Here is a 21,468-nt window from a genome sequence, read left to right as displayed (position 1 = left end):
GCCTCGGTCGCTTCAGTTCAGCACTTCCAGCAAACGCTGCAGCCCTCCTTCGTTGATCGCCACCATGGCCTGCTCACGCACCTTAGGCTTTGCGTGATAAGCCACGGAGAGGCCGGCCGCGCCCATCATGGGCAGGTCGTTGGCGCCATCGCCCACTGCGATGCATTGCGACGGCAGCGCACCGATCTCGGCCGCGCATTGCAGCAGCATGCGGCGCTTTTCTTCGCCGTCGCAGATATCGCCCCAAGGCTGCATCACCAAGCCGCCGGTCAGGGCGCCGCCTGCAATTTCCAGCTCATTGCTGCGCACCCAGTCCATGCCCAACTCGGCCGCGACATAACGCGTAAAGAACGTGAAGCCGCCCGAGACCAAGACCAGCTTTAGGCCCGCAGCCTTCAGCGCCGCGCAGAGTTCGCGCGCACCGGGGTTGAACTGCAGGCGCTCTTTCAAGACCGCCTCCAAGGCCGTGACCGGAACGCCTTTGAGCAAGGCCAAGCGGCGGCGCAGGCTGTCTTTGAAATCGGTGATCTCGCCGCGCATCGCGGCTTCGGTGATGGCGGCCACCTCGGCCTTGCGGCCGGCGGCATCGGCGATTTCATCGATGCACTCGATGCTGATCAGCGTCGAGTCCATATCAAAAGCTGCGAGGCGGAAGTCGGCCAGTCGCAAGGGAGGCGTGAAGCCCTGGGTGAGGAGAGCGCTCATATCAATCTTGTTTGATGGGGGTGCCGAGAAGGCGCAGCACTTCTCGGATGGCATGCGCGCGGTCCTTGGGGTCGGATAGCGCTTTGTCGATGCGCAATTTGTCATTGCCCACCAGCTTGATGCTCTTGTTCTTTTGCACCAGCTCAATGACCCGCATCGCGTCGATGGGCGGATTGGGTCGGAAATTGATGTTCATCACCATGGGCGCAGCGTCGATCTTGGCCACGCCGTAAGGCTTGGCCAAGACGCGCAGGCGATGGGTGTCGAACAGGGTCTGGGCCTGCGCCGGCAGCTTGCCGAAACGGTCGGTGACTTCTTCCAGCAGCTTGTCGATCTGCTCGCTTTTCTCGGCCGTGGCCAAGCGTTTGTAGAGCGAGAGGCGCTGGTGCACATCGCCGCAATAGGCGTCGGGCAGCAGGGCGGGGGCATGCAGATTGATCTCGGTGGTGGCGCCCAAGGGGCTGAGTAGATCGGGCTCTTTGCCGGCTTTGAGTGAGCGCACCGCCTCGGCCAACATATCGTTGTAGAGCTGGAAGCCGATTTCCATCATATTGCCGCTCTGGTTCTCGCCCAGCATCTGGCCGGCACCGCGAATCTCCAGATCGTGCATGGCCAAGTAGAAGCCCGAGCCCAGCTCTTCCATGGCTTGAATCGCGTCGAGGCGCTGAGTCGCTTGCTTGGTCAGGCCCTCGATATCGGGCACCATCAAATAGGCATAGGCTTGATGGTGGGATCGGCCGACGCGGCCGCGCAGCTGGTGCAGCTGGGCCAGGCCGAACTTGTCGGCGCGGGCAATGATGATGGTGTTGGCGCTGGGCACGTCAATGCCGGTCTCGATGATGGTCGAGCACAAGAGCACATTGTGTTTGCCGCTGACGAACTCGCGCATCACCCGTTCCAGCTCGCGCTCGGGCATCTGGCCGTGGGCAATGATGATGCGCGCTTCGGGCAGCAGCTCTTCGAGCTTTTGACGCCGGTTCTCGATGGTCTCGACTTCGTTGTGCAGGAAGTAGACCTGGCCGCCGCGCTTCAATTCGCGCAACACCGCCTCGCGAATGGTGCCGCTGGTCTCGCTGCGCACAAAGGTCTTGATGGCCAGGCGGCGCTGCGGCGCGGTGGCGATCACACTCAAGTCGCGCAGCCCTTCCAGCGCCATGCCCAGGGTGCGAGGGATGGGCGTGGCAGTCAGCGTCAGCACATCCACCTCGGCGCGCATGGCCTTCATCGCCTCTTTGTGGCGCACGCCAAAGCGGTGTTCCTCGTCGATCACCAAGAGGCCTAGGCGCGCGAACTTCACATCCGGGCTGAGCAGCTTGTGGGTGCCGATGACGATGTCAATGGTGCCGTCGGCCAGACCGGCCATGGCGGCTTTGATTTCCTTGGTGGAGCGGAAGCGGCTCATCTCCGCCACCCGCACCGGCCACTTGCCAAAACGATCGGCAATGTTTTGGTAATGCTGCTCGGCCAAGAGCGTGGTGGGCGCCAGGATGGCCACTTGCTTGCCGCCCATCACCGCCACAAAGGCGGCGCGCAGTGCCACTTCGGTTTTGCCAAAGCCCACATCGCCGCAGACCAGGCGGTCCATCGGCTTCGGCGAGATCATGTCCTGGATCACCGCATGGATGGCGGCGCGCTGATCGGGCGTTTCTTCAAAGCCAAAGCTGGCGGCAAAGGCTTCGTAGTCATGGCCCGAGTAGCGGAAGGCGTGGCCCTCGCGGGCGGCGCGGCGCGCGTAGAGGTTGAGCAGCTCGGCCGCGGTGTCGCGCACCTGCTCGGCGGCTTTGCGTTTGGCTTTTTCCCACTGGCCGGAGCCGAGTCGGTGCAGCGGCGCTTCTTCCGCTGAAACCCCGGTGTAGCGGCTGATCAGATGCAACTGCGCCACCGGCACATAAAGCGTGGCGTCATCGGCATAGACCAAGTGCAAAAACTCGGAGGCGCCGTCACCAATGTCGATATTGATCAGGCCCTGGTAGCGCCCAATGCCGTGGTTGTTGTGCACCACCGGGTCGCCGACCTTGAGCTCGGACAAATCCTTGATCAGCGCATTGACGTCGCTGACCTGTTCTTGTTTGCGGCGCCGGCGGGTGGTGGGCGTCGTCGCGAAGAGCTCGGTTTCAGTGAAGAGCTGGATCAGCCGCTTGTCATCGGGCTCATGCCAGAAAAAGCCCGCCGCCAGCGGCGCCGCGGCAATCGCGAACTTCTCTGGGCTGGCCTCGAACTCGGCCAGGCTGCCGACCGAGGGCGGGTCGATTTTGTTGTCGCGCAGCAGCTCCAAGAGGCTTTCGCGCCGGCCTTCGCTCTCGGCCAACAAGAGCACGCGGTGCGGCGTGGCATGCAGATGGGCAGCCAGTCGCGCCAGCGGCTCTTGCGCACCGCGCTCGACGCTGACGTCGGGCAGTGGGCGGGCGAAGTCGCTGGGCTCTTGGCCGCGCACCGCCAGCACGGCATGGACGCGGGTGAGGGTGAAGAACTCCTCCACCTTCAAATAGATCTCTTCCGGCGCCAGGATGGGCCTTTCGGGGTCATGCTGCAAGAAGCGATGGCGTTCGCGGGTGTCGGTCCAGAAGCGCGTCAGCGCCTCATCCACCTCGCCATGCAGGGCCAGTGCACATTGCTCGCCGAGGAACTCGAAGATGCTGGCGGTTTGCTCGAAAAAGATCGGCAGGTAGTACTCGATGCCGCCGGTGGCAATGCCTTGATCGATGTCTTTGTAGATGCGCGAGCGGGTCGGGTCGCCGTCCATTTTCTCGCGCCAGCGTGAGCGAAAGGCCTTGCGCGCGGCCTCGTCCATCGGGAACTCGCGGCCCGGCAGCAGACGAACCTCGGGCACCGGGTAAAGGCTGCGCTGACTGTCAGGGTCAAAGGTGCGGATCGAGTCGACCTCGTCGCCGAACAAGTCGACCCGGTAGGGCACCAAGGAGCCCATAGGGAACAGGTCGATCAGGCCGCCGCGCACCGCGTATTCGCCCGGCGACACCACTTGCGAGACATGGTTGTAGCCTGCCAGCGTCAGCTGTGACTTCAGGCCCGCTTCATCGAGGCGCTGCTTTTGCTTGAAGTTGAATGTGGTCGCGGCCAAGAAGCTCGGGGGTGCCAAGCGGGTCAGGGCGGTGGAGGCGGGCAGCAGCACCACGTCCAACTCGCGCTGCTCGGCCGGCTTGCCGCGGCTTTGCAGCAGTTGCCACAAGGTGGCCAGGCGCTCGGAGATCAGGTCCTGATGCGGGCTGAAGGTGTCGTAGGGCAGGGTCTCCCAATCGGGGAAGACGCCCACGCGCAACTCCGGCGCAAAGAATTTCAGCTCATCCTCCAGGCGCTGGGTATCGCCCGGCTCGGCGGTGATGATGGCGGTGATGCGCCCGGCCGCCATTTGCTGCACGGCGTAGCGGGCCAGCAGCAACGCATCGGCCGAGCCGGTCGGGCGGGCCAGGGTGAACTTCTTACCGGGAGAGATCGAGGGCAGATTCAGGGACGACGGCATGGCGCACAAATGGAAACAGCCCCGGGGTGGGGCTGGGGCGATTGTAGGCAAGCCTCGTCAGTGGGCCGGTTTGTTTCACTGGTGCGCCGGCCAGGAGGTTGCCAGGGCCGCCAGGATTGTCTGGATTGCGAGGCCCGGTCGTCTGGGCTAGATTGCCTGCGACCGACAAGCCGTCGGATGCCACATCGTTTGGGGATGCCATGACTCGTCAAGTTCTTGGGTCGCGCCAATTCGGCGCCTTGTCCGTGTTGACCTTGGCCCTAGCCACGGCGGGGCTCAGCGCTTGCGCCTGGCTCGACATGGGTCAAAGCAAGATGAGCTTCTTTGTTACCAGTGTGAATCCGGGCAAGGGCGGCGATTTGGGCGGCTTGGCCGGCGCCGATGCGCATTGCCAGAAGCTCGCCACCGCGGTCGGGGCGGGCAAGCGGACTTGGCGCGCCTATCTCAGCACCACTTCGAATGGTCAAGCGCTGGTCAATGCGCGCGATCGCATTGGCAAGGGGCCTTGGTTGAACGCCAAGGGAGAAATGATTGCCGCCAACGTGGAGGACCTGCATGGCCGCAACCAACTCAGCAAGGCCACCGCCTTGACCGAAAAGGGTGAGGTGGTCAGCGGCCGAGGCGACCCGGTCAATACCCATGATGTGCTGACCGGCTCGCAGCCCGATGGGCGCGGTATCGCCGGCCCCGTGGACAGCAATTGCAGCAACTGGACTCAGAGCAAAGAGGGCGCCGCCATGCTCGGCCATACCGACCGCTTGGGCCTGAAGGACGATGTGCCCTCCAAATCATGGAACTCATCTCACCAGTCGCGCGGCTGTGGCATGGAGGCCTTGAAAACGACCGGAGGGGCCGGCTTGTTCTATTGCTTTGCGCAAGACTAAGTTAGTGAGGCTCCCTTCGGTCGATGCCACGGCAGTCGTGGCCGTATCCCCCAAAAACCCCCCAAAATTTGCGGACCGTCCTGAAGGAAACCCTAGTTAGCCAACTTGGGCCCCTACCTAGAATTGGGTTCCTCCAAAAGGGGAGCGCGAGGCCCGGTTTTAAGAATCTGTGGTCAAAGAATGGTTATGCAATTGGGGAGAGAGTTATGTCTGCAAAAAGTACTGCCGCATTGATGGCAATTTTGGCTTCCGGTGTCCTGTTGAGCGCCTGCGCCAGCGGTCCAGATGCGGCGCCCATCCCAGATTCTGAAGAAAAGACCATGACGACGGGCTCCATGATTCCGCGTAAGTCAGGCTCCAGTCCTACTGCGACGGTCAGCAAAGACGCGTTCAAGGACGTGCGTGCTGGCGCAATCAAAGACCCCTTGGGCGGACGCTGAGCCAAGCGTGAATCTCAGGTGCTTTGTTCTTTAGCGCCCGGTTTGGTCGGCCGATTATGAAAATGCAGCACCTGTTCTGAGGGCTGAAGGCTTCGAGCCCTCAGCTGCCCGCAACCCCCATCCACATCTTGGCCTGCTGAATCTCGCAGTTTGGTCAAGACACCGCGTTGGTGCAGGGTTCTGGCGATTTCTGCGGCGCGTTCCCAACTCGGTCGCTTGAAGTCGAGCCCCGGGATGCTGTTGTAGGGGATCATGTTCAGGATCGCGTACTTGCCCTTCAGCAAACGCACGATGCCGTCCAACTCCTCCTCGCTGTCGTTGACGCCTTCCAGCAGCGTCCACTGGTACTGGATCGGGTAGGCACTTTGGCGCGCATAGATTTCACCCAGCTCCACCAGTTCATCCGGCGTCAAGCGTGGCGCGCGCGGCAGCAATTGTTCGCGCAGCGCGGCCTTGCTGGTGTGCAGCGATAGTGCCAGCGCTGGCTTGACGCGCTGCTGTGGCAGCCGCTCGAACACGCGCGGGTCGCCAACGGTTGAGAAGACCAGATTCTTGTGCCCGATATTGCCTTCGTTGCCGAGCAGATCGATCGCCTCCAGCACGTTGTCGAGGTTGTGGGCCGGTTCGCCCATGCCCATGAAGACGACTTTTTTGACCTCTCGCTGCATGCGGGCCAGCGCCACCTGCGCGACGATCTCACCGCTCGTGACCTGGCGGATCAAACCACCCTGACCGGTCATGCAGAACTGGCAGCCGACCGCACAGCCGACCTGGCTGGACACACATAAGCCGCCACGCGGCAAGAGCACCGACTCGACGGTCTGGCCATCATTCAGGCCCACCAGCAGGCGGGCCGATCCGTCCTCACCGGGGTGGCTTGAGATCAAACGGGCCAGGCCTTGCAGCTCGGCATCCAGCGTGGCCAGCTCGGTGCGCAGGGCCAGCGGCAGAAAGTCGTCCGGCTTGCGCCGACCCTGGGTATGGGGGCGCGCACGCACCCAGTCGCGCAACAGGCGCTGCTCGTGTGGGGTCTTGGCGCCGAGGGCGCGCAGGCGCAGGCGTATGGCTTCGATTTGCATGGAGGGGCGATTTTAGGGCGACCCTAAAATGCGCCGATGACGAATTACACAGTTGGCCAGCAGCCGCGTTGCTTTGCGATCGTGCCCGCCGCGGGCGTCGGCGCTCGCTCGGGGGCTGAGGGTCCGAAGCAATATGTGAAGCTGGCGGGTCAAGCCATGATGGGGCACACCTTGCAAGCGCTCAGCGAGGTCAAGGGCTTGGTCGGGACCTTGGTGGTCTTGTCGCCTCAAGATGATCAGTTCGAGTCGGCAGTGCCGGGGTTCACGGGCGAGGGCGCTTGGGTGGCTCGCTGCGGCGGCGCCAGCCGCGCCGAGACCGTGGCCAATGGCTTGCGCGAATTGATGGCTTTGGGTGCTCAGCCGCATGATTGGGTTTTGGTGCATGACGCGGCGCGCTGCCTGCTTCGCCCCGAGTGGGTTGAGCGCTTGATGGCGGCTTGCGCCTCCGATGAAGTGGGCGGTTTGTTGGCTTTGCCGCTGGCCGACACCCTGAAGGCCTCGCAGCATGGCCGCGTGGCCGCGACCGTCTCGCGCGCCGAAAAATGGGCTGCGCAGACGCCGCAAATGTTCCGCCTCGGTCTCTTGCTGCCGGCGCTGGCTCAGCTGGATGAATCCATTACCGACGAGGCCAGCGCCGTTGAGGCGCTGGGTTATCAGCCCTTGCTGGTGGAAAGCTCGATGGAGAACTTCAAGGTCACCTGGCCGGCTGACTTCGCCTTGGCTGAGCGCTTGCTGCTCAGCCGGGCCTGATCAAAATCGGTATTCGAAGCCCGCGGACAGCAGGTTCAGCTCGGACTTAAACAGGCGCATGTACTCCAGCTTGGTGACGATGTGGGGTGTGAAGGCATAGCTCAAACCGATGCCTCCCGAGCCCTCGGTGTCGCGGCGCGAGCCCTGGCTCTTGGCAGACACCATGCGGGTGCTGCCCACACCGAGTCGGCCGTACAGCCCCAGCTTGTCGCTCAGGGGCAGGCTGCCCAGCCAAGAGACGCCGATATGGTCTTCGGGGTAGTAGTAATCCTGGGGCTCAAACAGACCCTCGAACAAGGCGAAGTTCAGGGTTCGGGCGTAGAGCTCGACCGATTGATTGGGCGTAAGCCGATAGCCCAGTGTGAAGCCGAAGGAGGGCTCCTTGCCGCGCTCGTAGACCTTGGATTTGCCATTGGCAGTACCAAGAGTAGCTCCCAAGTACACGGCGCTTTCGTCGGCGCCGCTCGGTGCCGCGCTCGCCGACAAGCTTGAAGCAAGGCCGCTGCAGACGATGGAAGCAGCGGCTAGGCCGCGAACGATTTTTTGCATGGGAGTCTCCTTTTCTTGTGTTGGCTGGAAGTGGCGGGCGGCAACTCGCCAGGCTGCCGCCGCATGGGCTGGGCCTTAGAACTTGTAGCTCAGGCCCAGCGAGAACATATTGACGCTGGCCTTGTCGCCGGCCTTGTTGTACTTGGCGCTCAGGTAGTCGTAGTCGGCATTGACGCTGAGGGTCTTGCTGAGGGCGTAGCTGAGGCCGGCGCCGCCCAGCAGGCCGAAGCTGTTCTTGCTTTCGCTGCCACCGGCCGTGTAGTTGGCCACGCCGCGGGTATAGGCGGCGCCCAACTTGCCCTTCAAGGTGACGTCACCCAGTTGCAAGGGCAGGGTGCCGACCACGCCGAGCCCGCCGATCTTGACCGAGCCTTGGGCGTCCTGGCCGGCTTGGCGAAGCGTGCCTTCGCCCTTGCCGGCGCCAAAGGCCATCACCTCGACGCCGAAGTTCTCATAGTTGATGCCGCCATAGATCTTGCCGCCGAGGCTGGCCGTTTGGTCGCACTTCTGGCCGCTGCTGCATTTGCTGTCGTACTTGTTGTAGACGCCGACGTTGGCGCCGACATAGCTCTCGGCCTGAGGTGCTGCGCTGGCGCTGCCGGCGGTGACCGCGAGCGCGAAGGCGCCCGTCAAGGTGGCGGCAAGGGTGCGAGACATAACTTTGAACTTCGACATGGTGAAACTACTCCTTGGGATCAAACGGTGCTGTCGCCGCCTGGAGCCGCTGGGGCTCGGGGTTTGGTTGCGACGTGTTGGAGTGTTCCTCGGTCGGGATTGAATTGCCAGGATGTTGAACTTCGTCGCGGATTCAGCGCTGTTTGGTACTACCATGCGCTACCAAATTGCGAAATTCCAGGGGGGAGCATGAGCAGTCCGGAAGTCATCATTCAGGTTTTGCGCAGCGAGATGCGCGCCGCCGGCGTGACCTATAAACAGCTGGCGCAGCGGCTGGACATGAGCGAGTCCAGCATCAAGCGCGTCTTTTCTCAGGGCGATATGAGCCTCACAAGGCTTGAGCAGATCTGCAAATCTGTCGGCGTGGCGATGGAGGACGTGTTACGCCAGGCGGCCGATGCCACACCGCATGCCGACACACTGACGCTCGACCAAGAAAAGTCGCTGGTGCAGGACCCTAAGCTGCTGCTGGTGGCGATTTGCTGCCTGGGCCATTGGTCCATGGAGCAGATCGTTGAAATCTACGACATCAGCGAGCCGGAGTGCATCCGCTATTTAGTCAAGTTAGACCGGCTCGAGTTGATCGAGCTGAAGGCGATGAACCGTTACCGCATGCGCGTGTCGATCGCCTTCCGCTGGCTGGCCGATGGGCCGGTGCAGCAGTTCTTCCGCAAATACGTGGTGGATGACTATTTCGGCGGCCGCTTCGATGGCGCCGGCGAGACCTTGCTGTGTGTGCACGGGCGACTCTCCAATCCGAGTGCGCAAGAGCTGGTGCAAAAAATTCGCCAGCTGGCCGCCGACCTGGCCCGCTTGCACCAGGACGACCAGCGCCTGCAGCCGGCCGAGCGCGATGGCTTCACCCTGCTGCTGGGCCTGCGCTCCTGGGAGTTTGCTCAGTTCACGGCGATGCGCCGCAACAAGGCCTGAGCCTTCGCTACCAGATCGGCCCGAGGAAGAGGTAGAGCGAGGACTGGCCTTGGTAGGTGCTGCCGGCGGCCAGGTAAAAGGGGCCGAAGCGGGTGTCGATCGAGATGAAGCCGCTGCCGGCCAATTTGCTGTCCGGCAGGTTCAGCAGCGACTTGTCGTTAGATTTCAGAATGGCGCCGGCTTCGGCCGAGAAACCGGCCCGGATCGCGCCGCCAAAGCCGACCGGCATTTGACCGATCTGGCGCGCCATCACCAAGCGCGCCATGCCGACGGTGCTGCCGTTGAGTGAGCCTTGCGGCGAGCCCGATAGACGCAAAAATCCCCCCAAATCGCCGGTACTGCCGCCGATCGCAGTGCTGGCCGCTTCGGCGTAGACGTGACCGGCCCACGTGCCGAGTCGGAAGGCGCTCAGTCCGCGGATGGAGAAGAAGTCATCCGAGACCGTGCTGCCTTCTGTTTTGCGCCGCTCAAAGACGGCGTCAAGCAGCAAGCCTCGGCTGGGGAAGGCCAGCGAATCCAGCGTGTCCGCGCGCAGGGCCAGGTATTGCTGCGTCAATGTACGCTTGGCCTGGTTGCCGGGATTCTCTGGAATGGCCAGGCTCAAACGCTGGCGCCCGCTGCCGGTACCCAAGCGGATGTCGCCCCAGTTGCCGAGTTGGCGACCGATGGCGATCGACGCACTGGCCATATTGACGTTCACCCGCGCCAGTCGCAGGCCCTGTTCATTGAACTGGTCGACCGTTTGGGCTTCATAACCCATGCTGGCTGCGGCATACCAAGGTGAGCCCGGGCCCAGCGGTTGAAACAATTCGGTGGCCAATTTGCGCTTGGCGCCAATGGTGCCGATGGTACGTAACTCTGCTCCCCAGCGGTTCAGCCAGGTCCAGACATGCATGACTGAGAGAGAGAAACGGTTGGCCTCGTCAAAGTCGCTGTACAACTCCAGGCCCACTCGCAGGCGGCTGCTGGCCCAGTCGGCCTCGGTCAAGTTCAGCGTCACTTGGCGGCGGCCGTTCTCATCGCTGATCTGGGTGTCGATGCGCTCGAAGTCACCTCGACCATACAACTCGGCGCTGGCCTTTTGGATCTCGGCCAAGCCGGTCGGTTTGCCGATGGGCAGGTCGATCTCGGCCTTCAAAGCGTCGGCGTCGGTATGGCGGGTGCCGCGCAGCGTCAAGCTGGCCAGTGGCAGTTGCTTGGCCGGGCGCGCGTCTTGGCGGTGCCGGTTCAATTCTTGCTCGGCATAGTCTTCGGGCGAGAGCGACAAGGCACGCAGCCGCTCATGGGCAGCCATGGCACCGCGCTGCCCGGAGGCAATGGCTTCTTCATGGCGCGAGAAATCCATGAAAGCGAGATTGCCCAAATCGGGGTCGATCAGCACATCTTCGGGCCGCAAGTCCTTCAGCGACTGCGCCACGTTTTGATTGGTGAGGATTTGCAGCATTTGGTTGGCCACGCCAACCGCGCTGGTGATCTCGCGTTCCTCCAGCAGCGGTGAACCCACATTCACCGCAATGATCACTTCGGCCCCCATCTTGCGGGCGATGTCGATGCCAAGATTGCGCACCAGGCCGCCATCCACCACCGCGCGGCCATTGATGCGTACCGGCGTGAAGACGCCAGGTATCGCCATCGAGGCGCGCATCGCCAGGAACAGGGGCGTGTCGACCATCTCCAGCATCTCGCCGCTGAGCAAGTCGGTGGCCACCGCCCGGAAGGGCAGGCTCATCTGGCTGATCGGCGACTCGGCTTGCAAGGGCGGCACCAGGCGCTCGAGGGCGAACTCCAGCGAACTGTTGCCGGCCGCAGCCGGTGGCAGGCTGACGCCGCTGTCGCGGTGCAGGCCCAGCTCGATGCGTGAGGGCAGCAGTTGATCCTCTTCGCGGCGCCTGAAGCTCAAGTTCTGGCGTGGCGGACGGTCCGCCATGATGGCGGGCCAATCGGTGCGGCGCACAAAGTCTTCCAACTCCTCGACATTGCGGCCCGAGGCATAGGCGCCCCCGACGACGGCACCCATGCTGGTGCCTACCACCAGGTCGACTGGCACGCGCAGTTCCTGCAGCACCCGCAGCACGCCGATATGGGCAAGCCCACGCACCCCTCCGCCGGACAGCACCAGGCCGATCTTGGGTCGGGTTGAATCTGGGGGGGAACTGGGCGCCTCTGCGTTTTGTGCCAGCGCCTGGCGGCTGTGCAGGCTTGTGGACAGACACAGGGCAAGCACAAAAGCGTGATTCAAAAAGGCAAACGGCACTCGCCTGGTGGGCGGCGCCGGCCGGATGCGGTGTTCAGACATGGTCAGCCATCAATCAAGGCCGTCACCATAGCGCAGCTTTGCGCTTGCGCTAAGCTGGCGGTGAAAATTGATCTTTTGTTCCGACTTCTCTCGCAAGGCGCTGGCTCGCATGGCTTCCACTTTCTCACTCCCCTCGATCCGCATTGGTGAAGGTTGGGACACCCACATTCTGGTCACCGGTCGGCCGCTGATCCTAGGCGGCGTGACGATTCCGCACAGCCACGGACTGCTCGGTCATTCGGATGCCGATGCCTTGGCCCACGCCATCACCGATGCTTTGTTGGGGGCTGCCGCGTTGGGTGACATCGGCAAGCTCTTCCCGGATACCGCGGCCGAATTCAAGGGCGCCGACTCAATGGTCTTGCTGGCCGAGGCCTACCGCCGGGTGCAGGCCGAAGGCTGGCAAATCATCAACATCGACTCCACCATCAAGGCGCAAGCGCCCAAGATGGCGCCGCACATTCCGGCCATGCGTGCCCGGCTGGCCGAGGTGCTGGGCATCGACATGGGACAAGTTAACGTCAAGGCCAAGACGGCGGAGAAGATGGGGCCGGTGGGCGAGTGCCTCGCCATGGAGGCCCATGCGGTGTGCCTGTTGGCCAAGACCTAAGTTGCGCGAGCCCGCTGTACGCCCCGTTGGGCGCTGCGGGCCTTGCCGTTACCACAGCACTTGGCTGACAAGACTTACAGCCACTTCTTGAGCAGCGCTTCGAACTCTGCCGTCGTGAGCGTTTTGGTGGCGATCGGGCTGCCTCCGCCGATGCCGCGCAATTCCAGCGTCTGGCTCTTGCCATCGCTGCTTTCGATCACGGTCACCGATGAACCGTCGCCGCGGCTGGAGATCTTGACGGTCTTTCCATCAGCGCTGATATCGATGGCCAGCTTCTGGGGGAAGTTGGGCGTCTGGACTTCGATGAGCATTTGGCCATTCGCTTCTTGGCGGAGCGCCAAAGTGTCAGTACGGCCATTGCGGGTGTAGCTGAAATCGGCCTTGACAGCCGATAGAGAGTTATCAAGCTTGAGTGTGAAATTCAAGTTGCCATTGAGGGTCTGCATGGTCAGGTCGCTGTCGCCAACTCGAAAACTCAGATCCTTGATCTTGATGGCATGCGCCTGGCCGGCAGCGGAGGTTTCGCTGGTGTCGGTGATGGCGCCAGAGGCGATGTACACATTTCCTGACTTGCAGTTCAAGACGGTCAGACTGTTGACCTTGTCCACCAGGGCCATATTGACACTGCCACCATCTTTGCAGGCATAGGTACCCGGGGTGCCTTGCTCTTTCAGCTCAATGACGGGAGCGGCTCCCGCGTTCAGTTGCTCGCCACTGTGCTGCACGCCCGCCGCTGCAATACCTGCCGCTTCGACGAAATTGCTGCTGTTGATCTGGGCCTCGGGCGGCGGCGGGGTCGGGTTGTCGTTGCTGCCTCCGCAGGCGGTCAGTGAGATGCTGGCGGCGGCGGCAGCGGACAAAAGGAATTGCTTCAGTATGGCGTTCATGAGGTGTTGCTCCCTTGCTGGGCCCGGTTGTGACAAGGCCGAATTGACTTGGATGAGGACTGTTTCGTGCCTTGAACACTGGGCTGCGCGCAGCCCAGATCCGGGCCGCGGCACGGGCAGCCCTTGAACTGATGGAGAGGAGGCGCGCCGCTGATGGGCGCGGCAGCGCTGGGTTTAGCGCGCCGTAGCGGCGCTTGGTCGCAGCGCTTGGCTTTAGAAGCTGTAGCTGGCGCCCAGCGAGACCATATTCGCCACCGTGTTGCGGTCCACGAAGCGAACTGGAATCCGGTCCCAGTCGAGGTTCAGGGCCCAGTGCTTGCCCATCAGCACGCCGACGGACGCGCCCACCAGGAATTGGGTGCTCGACTTGTCGACGGTCTTGTCCTTGTCAAAGTCCACCAGGCTGCCTTTGACGTAGGCGGCGCCGAGTTTGCCCTTGAGCATGAAATGGTCTGTGCGCAGTGGTAGCACCAGATAGACGGCCTCACCGCCAAAGCCGTCAAAGCGCGACTCACCCTTGTTCAAGCGGAAGTTGCTGCCGGAGGCACCAAACACCATGCCTTCAACGCCGACATGTTCAAACAGATAGCCGCCGTAGAACTTGACGCCCAGTCGGGATTTGAAGCCGCAATCATTGCTGCTGCTTTGTTGCGTGCCGCAATCGGATTCGGTGTTGACCAAGGCGCTCAAATTGCCGCCCACATAGGGCTGAGCGGAGGCCGCGCCTGCTGCGGCGCAGAGCATAAGGGCGCCGCAAAACTTGCGATTGAAAAGCATGATTTCTCCCTGTTGTGAAGGCGCAGTTCGGGCCGAGCGCTCAGGCAGTTTTGCTGCCTGAGTCTGGGCTTTTTTGTGCGTTGCGGCGCAGTGTCAGGCCTCGCACCGGGCGGCGCCAGCGAGTTCAGGGGAGTATCAGGATTCGCAACGCGGCGTAGCTTGCTGCGCTACCGCGGCCCGCGGTTGGGGCTGTGCGGCTGGACTTGTGGCCGGGTCTAGGCTGCCTTTTGCAAGCGGATCAGAGCGATCAGACCGCCGCCCTCGGCGTTGCCGATTTCCAGCTCGCCGCCCAGGCGTTGCACCGATTTTTCAACAATTGCCAGGCCCAGCCCGGCGCCGGTGGCGGCGGTGCGGGCCGCGTCGCCGCGGAAGAACGGGGTGGTCAGATGGGCCAGCTTGTCGGGCGGCACGCCGGGGCCGAAGTCACGCAGCTGCAGCGTCACCCAAGGGCCGCTTTGGCTGGCGCTGACCTCCACCTGCGCGGCTTCGCCGGGCTCGTGGCCGTAGCGTCGCGCGTTCTCGAACAGGTTCAAGAGCACGCGGCCCAGCTCGGTCTCGTCAGCCCAAACCTTCAACTCCGGCGGCAAACTGATCGCAATGCGCAATTGATCCGGGTTGCGGAAGCCCTGCGCTTCGCGTTCCACCAAGAGGCTCAAGACCACCGGCTGCAGCTGCAATTCGCTGGGGCGGGCGTAGTCCATGAATTTGTGAATGATGGCGTCAAGCTGGTCGATGTCTTGCGCCATGAATTGGCGGGCCTGCTCGTCCGGCACGCTCATCTCGGCCTCCAGCCGTAAGCGCGCCAGCGGCGTGCGCAGATCGTGCGAGATGCCCGCCAGCATGACGGTGCGGTCCTCTTCCATCTTGGCCAACTCGCGGGCCATGCGGTTGAAGCCCATATTGACGTCGCGGATCTCGCTGGTGCGCGTGCTCTCGTCCAAACGCGACTCGTACTCGCCTTCACGAATGCGGTGTGCCGCAATGCTGAGTTCACGCAGCGGTTGGTTGATCAGCCGCGTGATCGCGGCCGAGCCCAGCAAGGTGGCGACCAGCGCGATCAGCAACCACAAGATATTGCTGGAACTTGAAATGCTCAGGGGCACGGGGCTGGTCTGCAGCCAGTAAGCTTCTTCGCCGATGCTGAAGCGCACCCACAGGCCGGGTTCGCCGTTGACGCTGCGCGCGACCAAGGTGCTCGGCCCGAGGCGCCCGCGCAACTCGGCCGCCAGTTGCTTGGCGAAGGCGTTCATGTCGTAGGGCTGCCAGCGGTCGTGTGCCTCGGCCAACCGTACTTGCACCGCCTCGCTGCGCGCCAGGCTGCTCAGCACGGCCACGCGGTTGATGCTGTCGGTGTCGGCCAGCGCGACTCGGCTCAGATTGACCAGGCCAGCCAGCTGCTGCGCCGCTTCCAGCGCGCGCGGCTCGGCCTCCAGCACCTTGAAGGTTTGCTGCCAAGCCAGCACACCGCCCAGCAGCAACAAGGCCAGCAGGGCAAAGGTGCGCCAAAAGAGATTGAGGGCGAGTTGAGGGCGCGGCATGGCCTCGGTGTGTCAGCTCAAAGCACTCACGCAGGCTCAGCCCTTTTCATCCGGCACAAAGACATAACCGACGCCCCAGACGGTTTGGATGAAGCGCGGCTGAGCCGGGTCGGTTTCCAGCAATTTGCGCAGACGCGAGATCTGCACATCCAGGCTACGGTCGAAGGGCTCGAAATCGCGCCCGCGTGCCAGTTGCGCCAGCTTGTCGCGGCTGAGCGGCTGGCGAGGGTGGCGCACCAAGGCTTTCAGCATGGAGAACTCGCCGGTGGTCAGCGGCAGCGTTTCGCCCTCACGCGACAGGCGGCGCAGCGCCAAGTCGAACTCGAAGGGACCGAAGCTGACCGTCATAGGTTCCTTCGATGGCGCGCCGGGTGCTTCGATAACGGGGCGGCGGCGCATGACTGCATTGATGCGGGCCAGCAATTCACGCGGGTTGAAGGGCTTGCTCAGATAGTCGTCGGCGCCGACCTCGAGGCCGACGATGCGGTCCACATCTTCAACCTTGGCGGTCAGCATGATGATGGGTGTGGTGTCATTGGCGGCGCGCAGGCGTCGACAAATGGTCAGGCCGTCTTCGCCGGGCAGCATCAGGTCCAGCACGATCAGATCCACGGTTTCGCGCGTCAGCTGCTTGTTCAGCGCCCGCCCGTCTTCGGCCAGCAGGACCTCGAAGCCTTCTTGGCTCAGGTAGCGGCGCAGCAGGTCACGGATGCGGGCGTCGTCATCGACAACCAGGATGCGGGTGGGCCGGGTCGGGCTCTGGCTGATGCTGGACATGGCGAAATCTCTTGGTGTGAGCCTTAGACCGTGTGCGCGCAGCGAGTTTGCGCGGACAACGGGCTGACAGCGAATTTGTAACAAACGCATTGTCAGCGTGTTTTGTCGCGTTTTGCAGTGGTGCTTGAGTACGGTTACAGATCATTTACAACTTGGCGGGCCGGCCTGCCAACTTCTCGGCAGCCTGGGCTTGGGCTCTATGTGCTGGGGCCTGTTGCAGCCTTGCCTTAAGCTACGGCTCTCGAGCAATAAGGAGTTTTATGCGTAGACGAGTACTTGCCCTTGCCGGACTTGGCCTGGTGATGAGTGGTGGTTTGGCTTTGGCTGCCGAGCCAGCACCGCGGGATCGTTTGACCTTGAGCGCCACGGCCAGTACTGAGGTCGCGCGCGATGTGTTGAGCATTGCTTTTTCGGCCACCAAGGAGGGTAGTGACGCCGCCGCGGTGCAGAGCAGCCTGAAGCAGGCCCTGGATGCGGCCCTGGTCGAAGCGCGCAAGATCGCCAAGCCGGGTCAGGTGGAGGTGCAAACCGGCAACTTCTCGCTTTACCCGCGTTATGCGCCCAAGGGCGGCATCAATGGCTGGCAGGGCACGGCCGAGTTGCTGGTGGAGGGGCGTGACGCTGCCGCCATTGCGCAGCTCAGCGGGCGTATCGGCAGCATGAGCATTGCGCGGGTGGGCTACAGCCTGTCGAACGAGCAACGCGAGAAGGTCGAGGCCGATGTGGTGGTGCAGGCGATTGCGCGCTTCAAGGCCCGAGCCGCTGATTACGCCAAGCAGTTCGGCTATGGCGGCTATGCCGTCGGTGAAGTCAATGTCAGCAGTTCGGAGCCAGTCATGATGCCGATGGCGGCGCCGCCGGTGCGATTCAAGGCCATGGCTGCTGCCGACGAAGCCTTGCCGGTAGAGGCTGGCAAGGCCACGGTCAGCGTGACGGTCAGCGGCTCAGTGCTGATGACCGCCCGCTGAGTCCTGCACCGCCGCTCACTGAGCTGAGCGGCGGTGGTTTATTGAGCGGTCCAGCCGCCGTCCAGGCTCCAGGCTTGACCGCAGACATTGCTGGCGGCGTCCGAGCACAGGAACACCGCCAGTTCACCCAATTGCTCAGGGGTGGTGAAGCGCAGCGAAGGTTGCTTTTCGGCCAACAGGCGGCGCTTGCCTTCTTCTTCGCTGACACCATCGGCGCTGGCGCGCGCATCAACCTGCTTTTGCACCAGCGGCGTCAGCACCCAGCCGGGGCAGATCGCGTTGACGGTCACGCCACTGGTGGCCGTCTCCAGCGCCACCGCCTTGGTGAAGCCCACAATGCCGTGCTTGGCCGCCACATAGGCAGACTTCTGCGCCGAGGCCACCAGGCCGTGCACCGAAGCGATGTTCAAAATCCGCCCCCAGCCGCGCTGCTTCATGCCGGGCAGGGCCAGGCGGGTGGTGTGAAAGGCCGAGCTGAGGTTGATGGCGATGATCGCGTCCCAGCGCTCGGGCGGAAAGTCTTCGACCGGCGCGACATGCTGAATACCGGCGTTATTGACCAAAATGTCGCAAGCGCCGAATTCGGCCTCCACATAGGCCATCATGGCTTCGATCTCGGCCGGCTTGCTCATGTCGGCACCGTGGTAGCCGACGCGCACGCCCAGCGCTTCCACCTGCGCGCGCGGCCCCGCCACATCACCAAAGCCGTTCAAAACAATATGGGCACCCTGGGCCGCCAGGCGCAGCGCGACGCCCAGTCCAATGCCGCTGGTGGAGCCGGTTACGAGGGCGATCTTGCCTTTCAACATCTCGGTTTCCTTTCGGGGTTGCTAGGATGGACTATAGAAGGAAGAACATCATGAGCGACGCACAACTCAAATTTGTGAATTGTCTGGGTCAGGCCGGCTTGCACCGGATGGCATATTGGGAATGGGCCTGCCGTGCCGAACTGCCGGCGGGCCAGGCTGCGCCGGTGCTGGTTTGCGTGCATGGCTTGTCACGGCAGGGGCGCGACTTTGATGCGCTGGCACGCGCCTTGAGTTCGCATTACCGGGTGATTTGCCCGGATGTGGCGGGGCGCGGGCAGTCGGACTGCTTGGCTAACCCGGCCGCCTACCAGATCCCCAGTTATGTTGCCGATATGGTGACGCTGCTGGCGCGGCTGGATGTGGATCAGGTGGATTGGGTCGGCACCTCGATGGGGGGGCTGATTGGCATGGGCCTGGCGGCTTTGCAGGGGGGCTCGGCCAAGACTATGGTGCGGCGCCTGGTGCTGAATGATGTGGGCCCGCAGATTGAATTCGATTCCTTGCGGCGCATTGGCACCTATCTGGGTCAGAACATGGTGTTCAGTGATGTGCAGGCGGGCACTGAGTATCTGAAGAGTATTTCGGCCGGTTTCGGTCCGCATAGTGATGCGCAATGGGCGGCGTTGTCGGCGCCGATGTTCAAGCCCGAGCCTGGCACGGGGCAATGGCGTCTGCACTACGACCCTCGCATTGCCCTGCCTTTTGGGGCCGTGACGCCCGAGTTGGCGCAGGCCGGTTCGTCCGCCTTGTGGCAGGTCTATGACGCGCTGAGGTGTCCGACGCTGCTATTGCGCGGCGCCGAGTCCGATCTCTTGTCCGCCGCAACCGCGCAGGCCATGGCCGAGCGAGGGCCGCGCGCCGAGGTGCAAGAATTGCCCGGTGTTGGCCATGCGCCGACCTTGGTCCAGCCCGATCAGATCGAGCGGGTGAGGGCCTTTCTTGGAGCGGTATGAAAACGGGTTTGAGTGCAGGGCATGGGGAGCAGGCTGCGCCCATCGTGGCCCTGATTGATGTGGATTTGCGCCCGGTCGGCATGCCCGATCCGGCGGCTGGAGAGACTGGCGGGGCAGCCGCTACGCCGGCACAGTTGGACCCGGTGGCGCGCGCACGCGCTTTTGCCGAGCCCTTGCTGACCGGGCAGTCGCTGGATACCGGTGAGGACGCCTTGCAGCATGCCGACGGTGTGGCCGCCATTCTGGCGGGCATTGGCGCCGCGCCGGCGATGCAGGCCGCGTCTTACCTGGTGTATGCCGGCGACTTTTTGAATAAGCCCGAGGATGTGGTCACCAAAGCCTTTGGCGAGTCTTACGCCAGCTTGGTGATGCACACGCGCCGCTTGGTCCAAATTCAGCGCGCCGCGCGCGAGGCGCAGGTGGATGCCGCTCAGCGCAGCGAGCAGACCGAGCGTGTACGCAAGATGCTGCTGGCCTTTTCGCGCGATCTGCGGGTGGTGTTGCTGCGCTTGGCGTCGCGGCTGCAAACGCTGCGCTACTTTGCGGCCTCCAAGCAAACTTGCCCGCCAAGCCTGGCCGCTGAGTCGCAGCAGGTGTTTGCGCCGCTGGCGAATCGTCTCGGCATTTGGCAGATCAAGTGGGAAATGGAGGATCTGTCGTTCCGCTTCATGCAGCCCCAGGCTTACCGCGATATCGCCAAAGCGCTGCATGAAACACGGGTCGCGCGCGAGCAAAGCATTGAGGCCGCACGCACCGCGCTGCAAGAGGATCTGACCGACCTGGGGCTGGACGCACAGGTGCAAGGGCGGCCCAAGCATCTCTACAGCATCCACAAAAAGATGCGCGGCAAGCATCTGGCCTTGGACCGGGTGTTTGACCTGCGGGCGCTGCGGGTGATCGTGCCGAGCGTGGCCGACTGCTATGCGGTGCTGAGCCGCCTGCACGAGAAGTACACGGCGGTGGAGGGGGAGTTCGATGACTACATCGCCCGGCCCAAGCCGAATGGCTACCAGTCGCTGCACACCGTGGTGTTGGGCGCGGATGGTCGCGCCATGGAGGTACAGATTCGCACCTCGGCCATGCATGAGCACGCCGAGCATGGCGTGGCCGCGCACTGGGCCTATAAGGAGGCTGGCGCGAGAGGCTATGCCGGGGTCAGCGCCGCCGGGGAGTTCGAGGACCAAGTCGCGCAGGCGCGCAAGGCTGTGCTGCGTCAACTGCTGGCTTGGGAGCGCGACTTCGTTGAGGGCGAAGCGCAGGCGCAAGTTGCTGGTGCGGCGACTGCCCCGGGCGGCGCCAGTGGTACGGCGGCCGCCGCAACGCAGCCGGTTTTTGATGAGCGCATCTATGTGTTCACGCCGCAGGCCTCCATCGTCGAGTTGACCGCGGGTGCCACGCCGATCGACTTTGCCTATGCGCTGCACACCGATCTGGGTCACCGCTGCCGTGGGGCCAAGATAGACGGCGTGATGCTGCCCTTGAACACACCCCTGAAGAGCGGGCAGACGGTCGAGATCAGTGCCATCAAGGAAGGCGGGCCGTCGCTGGATTGGCTGAACGCCGAGTTGGGCTTTTTGCAGAGCCCGCGCTCGCGTGCCAAGGTGCGAGCCTGGTTCAACGCCTTGGCGCAGCGGCAGACCATTGCGCGAGGCCGTGAGGCGGTTGAAAAGCTGTTGCAACGCGAAGGCAAGACCGCGATCAAGCTGGAGGACTTGGCGGGCCGACTGGGCTTCAAAAATGCCGACGCCTTGTTTGAGGTGGTCGGCAAGGATGAATACTCGCTGCGCAATATCGAATTGCTGCTGCGCCCACCCACGCCCGAGCCCGACACCGACGAGTTGCTGGCGCAGCGGCGCACCCGGGCCGGCAGCTCAGCGCCGCGTGGCGGCGTCTTGGTGGTCGGGGTGGATTCCTTGCTGACCAATTTGGCGCGCTGCTGTCGCCCGGCGCCGCCCGATGCGATTGGCGGTTACGTCACACGTGGCAAGGGCGTGGCCATTCACCGCCTCGATTGCATCAACTTCCGGCAGATGGCTGAGCGCGCCAACGAACGCGTCATCGAGGTGGAGTGGGGCGGTGCAAGCGCTGGCGCCGCCGACTCAAAAGGCAAGGGCGGAGCGCTCTATCCGGTCGATGTGGTGGTTGAAGGTTCAGATCGACAGGGCCTGCTACGTGATGTGCTGGAGGTATTGGCCAAAGAAAAGATGAACGTCATTGCGGTCAACACGCAGTCGGTCAAGTCGACGCGCAGCGACACCGCCTGGATGAACTTCACCGTTGAAGTCGCCGATTCAGGCCGGCTAGCTCACGTGCTGCGCCTGCTCTCGCAAGTCAACGGCGTACGCAGCGCCAGAAGAAAGTGA

Annotated in this window: 19 protein-coding genes; 8 read left to right on the top strand and 11 right to left on the bottom strand. The window is 63.2% G+C overall.

Translation table 11 applies throughout. The features are described from left to right. Window positions 1-12: 12 nt before the first annotated feature. Window positions 13-705: a phosphoserine phosphatase SerB gene (serB, locus tag WG899_RS07295; protein WP_339594965.1), complete on the bottom strand. Its 693-nt coding sequence runs from the start codon at window positions 703-705 to the stop codon at window positions 13-15. A gap of 1 nt (window position 706) precedes the next feature. Further along, on the bottom strand, window positions 707-4,183 hold the full coding sequence (mfd, locus tag WG899_RS07290; protein ID WP_444718817.1) for a transcription-repair coupling factor: 3,477 nt from the start codon (window positions 4,181-4,183) through the stop codon (window positions 707-709). 200 nt (window positions 4,184-4,383) lie between these two features. On the opposite strand from mfd, the gene WG899_RS07285 reads away from it, so the two are divergent. Together WG899_RS07285 and WG899_RS07280 are read left to right on the top strand one after the other, a co-directional pair. Continuing rightward, window positions 4,384-5,067, top strand: coding sequence for a hypothetical protein (locus tag WG899_RS07285; protein ID WP_444718816.1), 684 nt, complete (start codon window positions 4,384-4,386; stop codon window positions 5,065-5,067). A gap of 206 nt (window positions 5,068-5,273) precedes the next feature. Then, window positions 5,274-5,507: a hypothetical protein gene (locus tag WG899_RS07280; protein WP_339594964.1), complete on the top strand. Its 234-nt coding sequence runs from the start codon at window positions 5,274-5,276 to the stop codon at window positions 5,505-5,507. A 14-nt stretch (window positions 5,508-5,521) separates the two neighbouring features. Here WG899_RS07280 and WG899_RS07275 read toward each other — a convergent pair whose 3' ends face one another. Then, window positions 5,522-6,586 (bottom strand): RNA methyltransferase, encoded by a 1,065-nt coding sequence (locus tag WG899_RS07275; protein WP_339594963.1) that lies wholly within the window; start codon window positions 6,584-6,586, stop codon window positions 5,522-5,524. Window positions 6,587-6,622: 36 nt separating this feature from the next. On the opposite strand from WG899_RS07275, the gene ispD reads away from it, so the two are divergent. Next, the gene (ispD, locus tag WG899_RS07270; RefSeq protein ID WP_339594962.1) at window positions 6,623-7,336 is read left to right on the top strand and encodes a 2-C-methyl-D-erythritol 4-phosphate cytidylyltransferase; all 714 of its coding nucleotides are present in this window, start codon (window positions 6,623-6,625) and stop codon (window positions 7,334-7,336) included. Here ispD and WG899_RS07265 read toward each other — a convergent pair whose 3' ends face one another. Beyond that, entirely contained in the window at window positions 7,337-7,885 is a 549-nt protein-coding gene (locus tag WG899_RS07265; RefSeq protein WP_339594961.1) for an outer membrane beta-barrel protein, read from the bottom strand. Between the two features lie 75 nt (window positions 7,886-7,960). Beyond that, complete coding sequence (locus WG899_RS07260; RefSeq protein ID WP_339594960.1) at window positions 7,961-8,560, bottom strand: outer membrane beta-barrel protein; 600 nt, start codon at window positions 8,558-8,560, stop codon at window positions 7,961-7,963. A gap of 189 nt (window positions 8,561-8,749) precedes the next feature. Between WG899_RS07260 and WG899_RS07255 the strand changes: the two genes are divergently transcribed. Beyond that, a complete protein-coding gene (locus WG899_RS07255; RefSeq protein ID WP_339594959.1) occupies window positions 8,750-9,490 on the top strand; it encodes a helix-turn-helix domain-containing protein in 741 nt (246 codons plus the stop codon). 7 nt (window positions 9,491-9,497) lie between these two features. Here WG899_RS07255 and WG899_RS07250 read toward each other — a convergent pair whose 3' ends face one another. Beyond that, window positions 9,498-11,786, bottom strand: coding sequence for a patatin-like phospholipase family protein (locus tag WG899_RS07250; RefSeq protein ID WP_339594958.1), 2,289 nt, complete (start codon window positions 11,784-11,786; stop codon window positions 9,498-9,500). A 109-nt stretch (window positions 11,787-11,895) separates the two neighbouring features. Between WG899_RS07250 and ispF the strand changes: the two genes are divergently transcribed. Next, complete coding sequence (ispF, locus tag WG899_RS07245; protein ID WP_339594957.1) at window positions 11,896-12,396, top strand: 2-C-methyl-D-erythritol 2,4-cyclodiphosphate synthase; 501 nt, start codon at window positions 11,896-11,898, stop codon at window positions 12,394-12,396. Window positions 12,397-12,470: 74 nt separating this feature from the next. Here the strand turns inward: ispF and WG899_RS07240 are convergent, their stop codons facing one another. From WG899_RS07240 to ompR, 4 genes are all read right to left on the bottom strand, one after another. After that, window positions 12,471-13,283, bottom strand: a complete 813-nt coding sequence (locus WG899_RS07240) for a hypothetical protein (protein WP_339594956.1) — start codon at window positions 13,281-13,283, stop codon at window positions 12,471-12,473. A 213-nt stretch (window positions 13,284-13,496) separates the two neighbouring features. Further along, the gene (locus WG899_RS07235; protein WP_339594955.1) at window positions 13,497-14,060 is read right to left on the bottom strand and encodes an outer membrane beta-barrel protein; all 564 of its coding nucleotides are present in this window, start codon (window positions 14,058-14,060) and stop codon (window positions 13,497-13,499) included. A 215-nt stretch (window positions 14,061-14,275) separates the two neighbouring features. Then, the gene (locus WG899_RS07230) at window positions 14,276-15,598 is read right to left on the bottom strand and encodes an ATP-binding protein (RefSeq protein ID WP_339594954.1); all 1,323 of its coding nucleotides are present in this window, start codon (window positions 15,596-15,598) and stop codon (window positions 14,276-14,278) included. Between the two features lie 36 nt (window positions 15,599-15,634). Beyond that, window positions 15,635-16,375, bottom strand: coding sequence for an osmolarity response regulator transcription factor OmpR (gene ompR / locus WG899_RS07225; RefSeq protein WP_339594953.1), 741 nt, complete (start codon window positions 16,373-16,375; stop codon window positions 15,635-15,637). Window positions 16,376-16,635: 260 nt separating this feature from the next. Between ompR and WG899_RS07220 the strand changes: the two genes are divergently transcribed. Next, window positions 16,636-17,343, top strand: coding sequence for an SIMPL domain-containing protein (locus WG899_RS07220; RefSeq protein WP_339594952.1), 708 nt, complete (start codon window positions 16,636-16,638; stop codon window positions 17,341-17,343). A 38-nt stretch (window positions 17,344-17,381) separates the two neighbouring features. On the opposite strand, the gene WG899_RS07215 is transcribed toward WG899_RS07220, so the two are convergent. Next, window positions 17,382-18,152: a 3-hydroxybutyrate dehydrogenase gene (locus WG899_RS07215; protein WP_339594951.1), complete on the bottom strand. Its 771-nt coding sequence runs from the start codon at window positions 18,150-18,152 to the stop codon at window positions 17,382-17,384. A 50-nt stretch (window positions 18,153-18,202) separates the two neighbouring features. Here WG899_RS07215 and WG899_RS07210 point away from each other — a divergent pair, with 50 nt between their 5' ends. Beyond that, the gene (locus WG899_RS07210) at window positions 18,203-19,105 is read left to right on the top strand and encodes an alpha/beta fold hydrolase (RefSeq protein ID WP_339594950.1); all 903 of its coding nucleotides are present in this window, start codon (window positions 18,203-18,205) and stop codon (window positions 19,103-19,105) included. 80 nt (window positions 19,106-19,185) lie between these two features. After that, window positions 19,186-21,468, top strand: a complete 2,283-nt coding sequence (locus WG899_RS07205; protein ID WP_339595149.1) for a RelA/SpoT family protein — start codon at window positions 19,186-19,188, stop codon at window positions 21,466-21,468.

The organism is Paucibacter hankyongi, assembly GCF_037482915.1.
Taxonomy (GTDB): domain Bacteria; phylum Pseudomonadota; class Gammaproteobacteria; order Burkholderiales; family Burkholderiaceae_C; genus Paucibacter_A; species Paucibacter_A hankyongi.
Note: the sequence above shows the minus strand (reverse complement) of the source record. Positions and strands in the feature narration are given on the sequence as shown.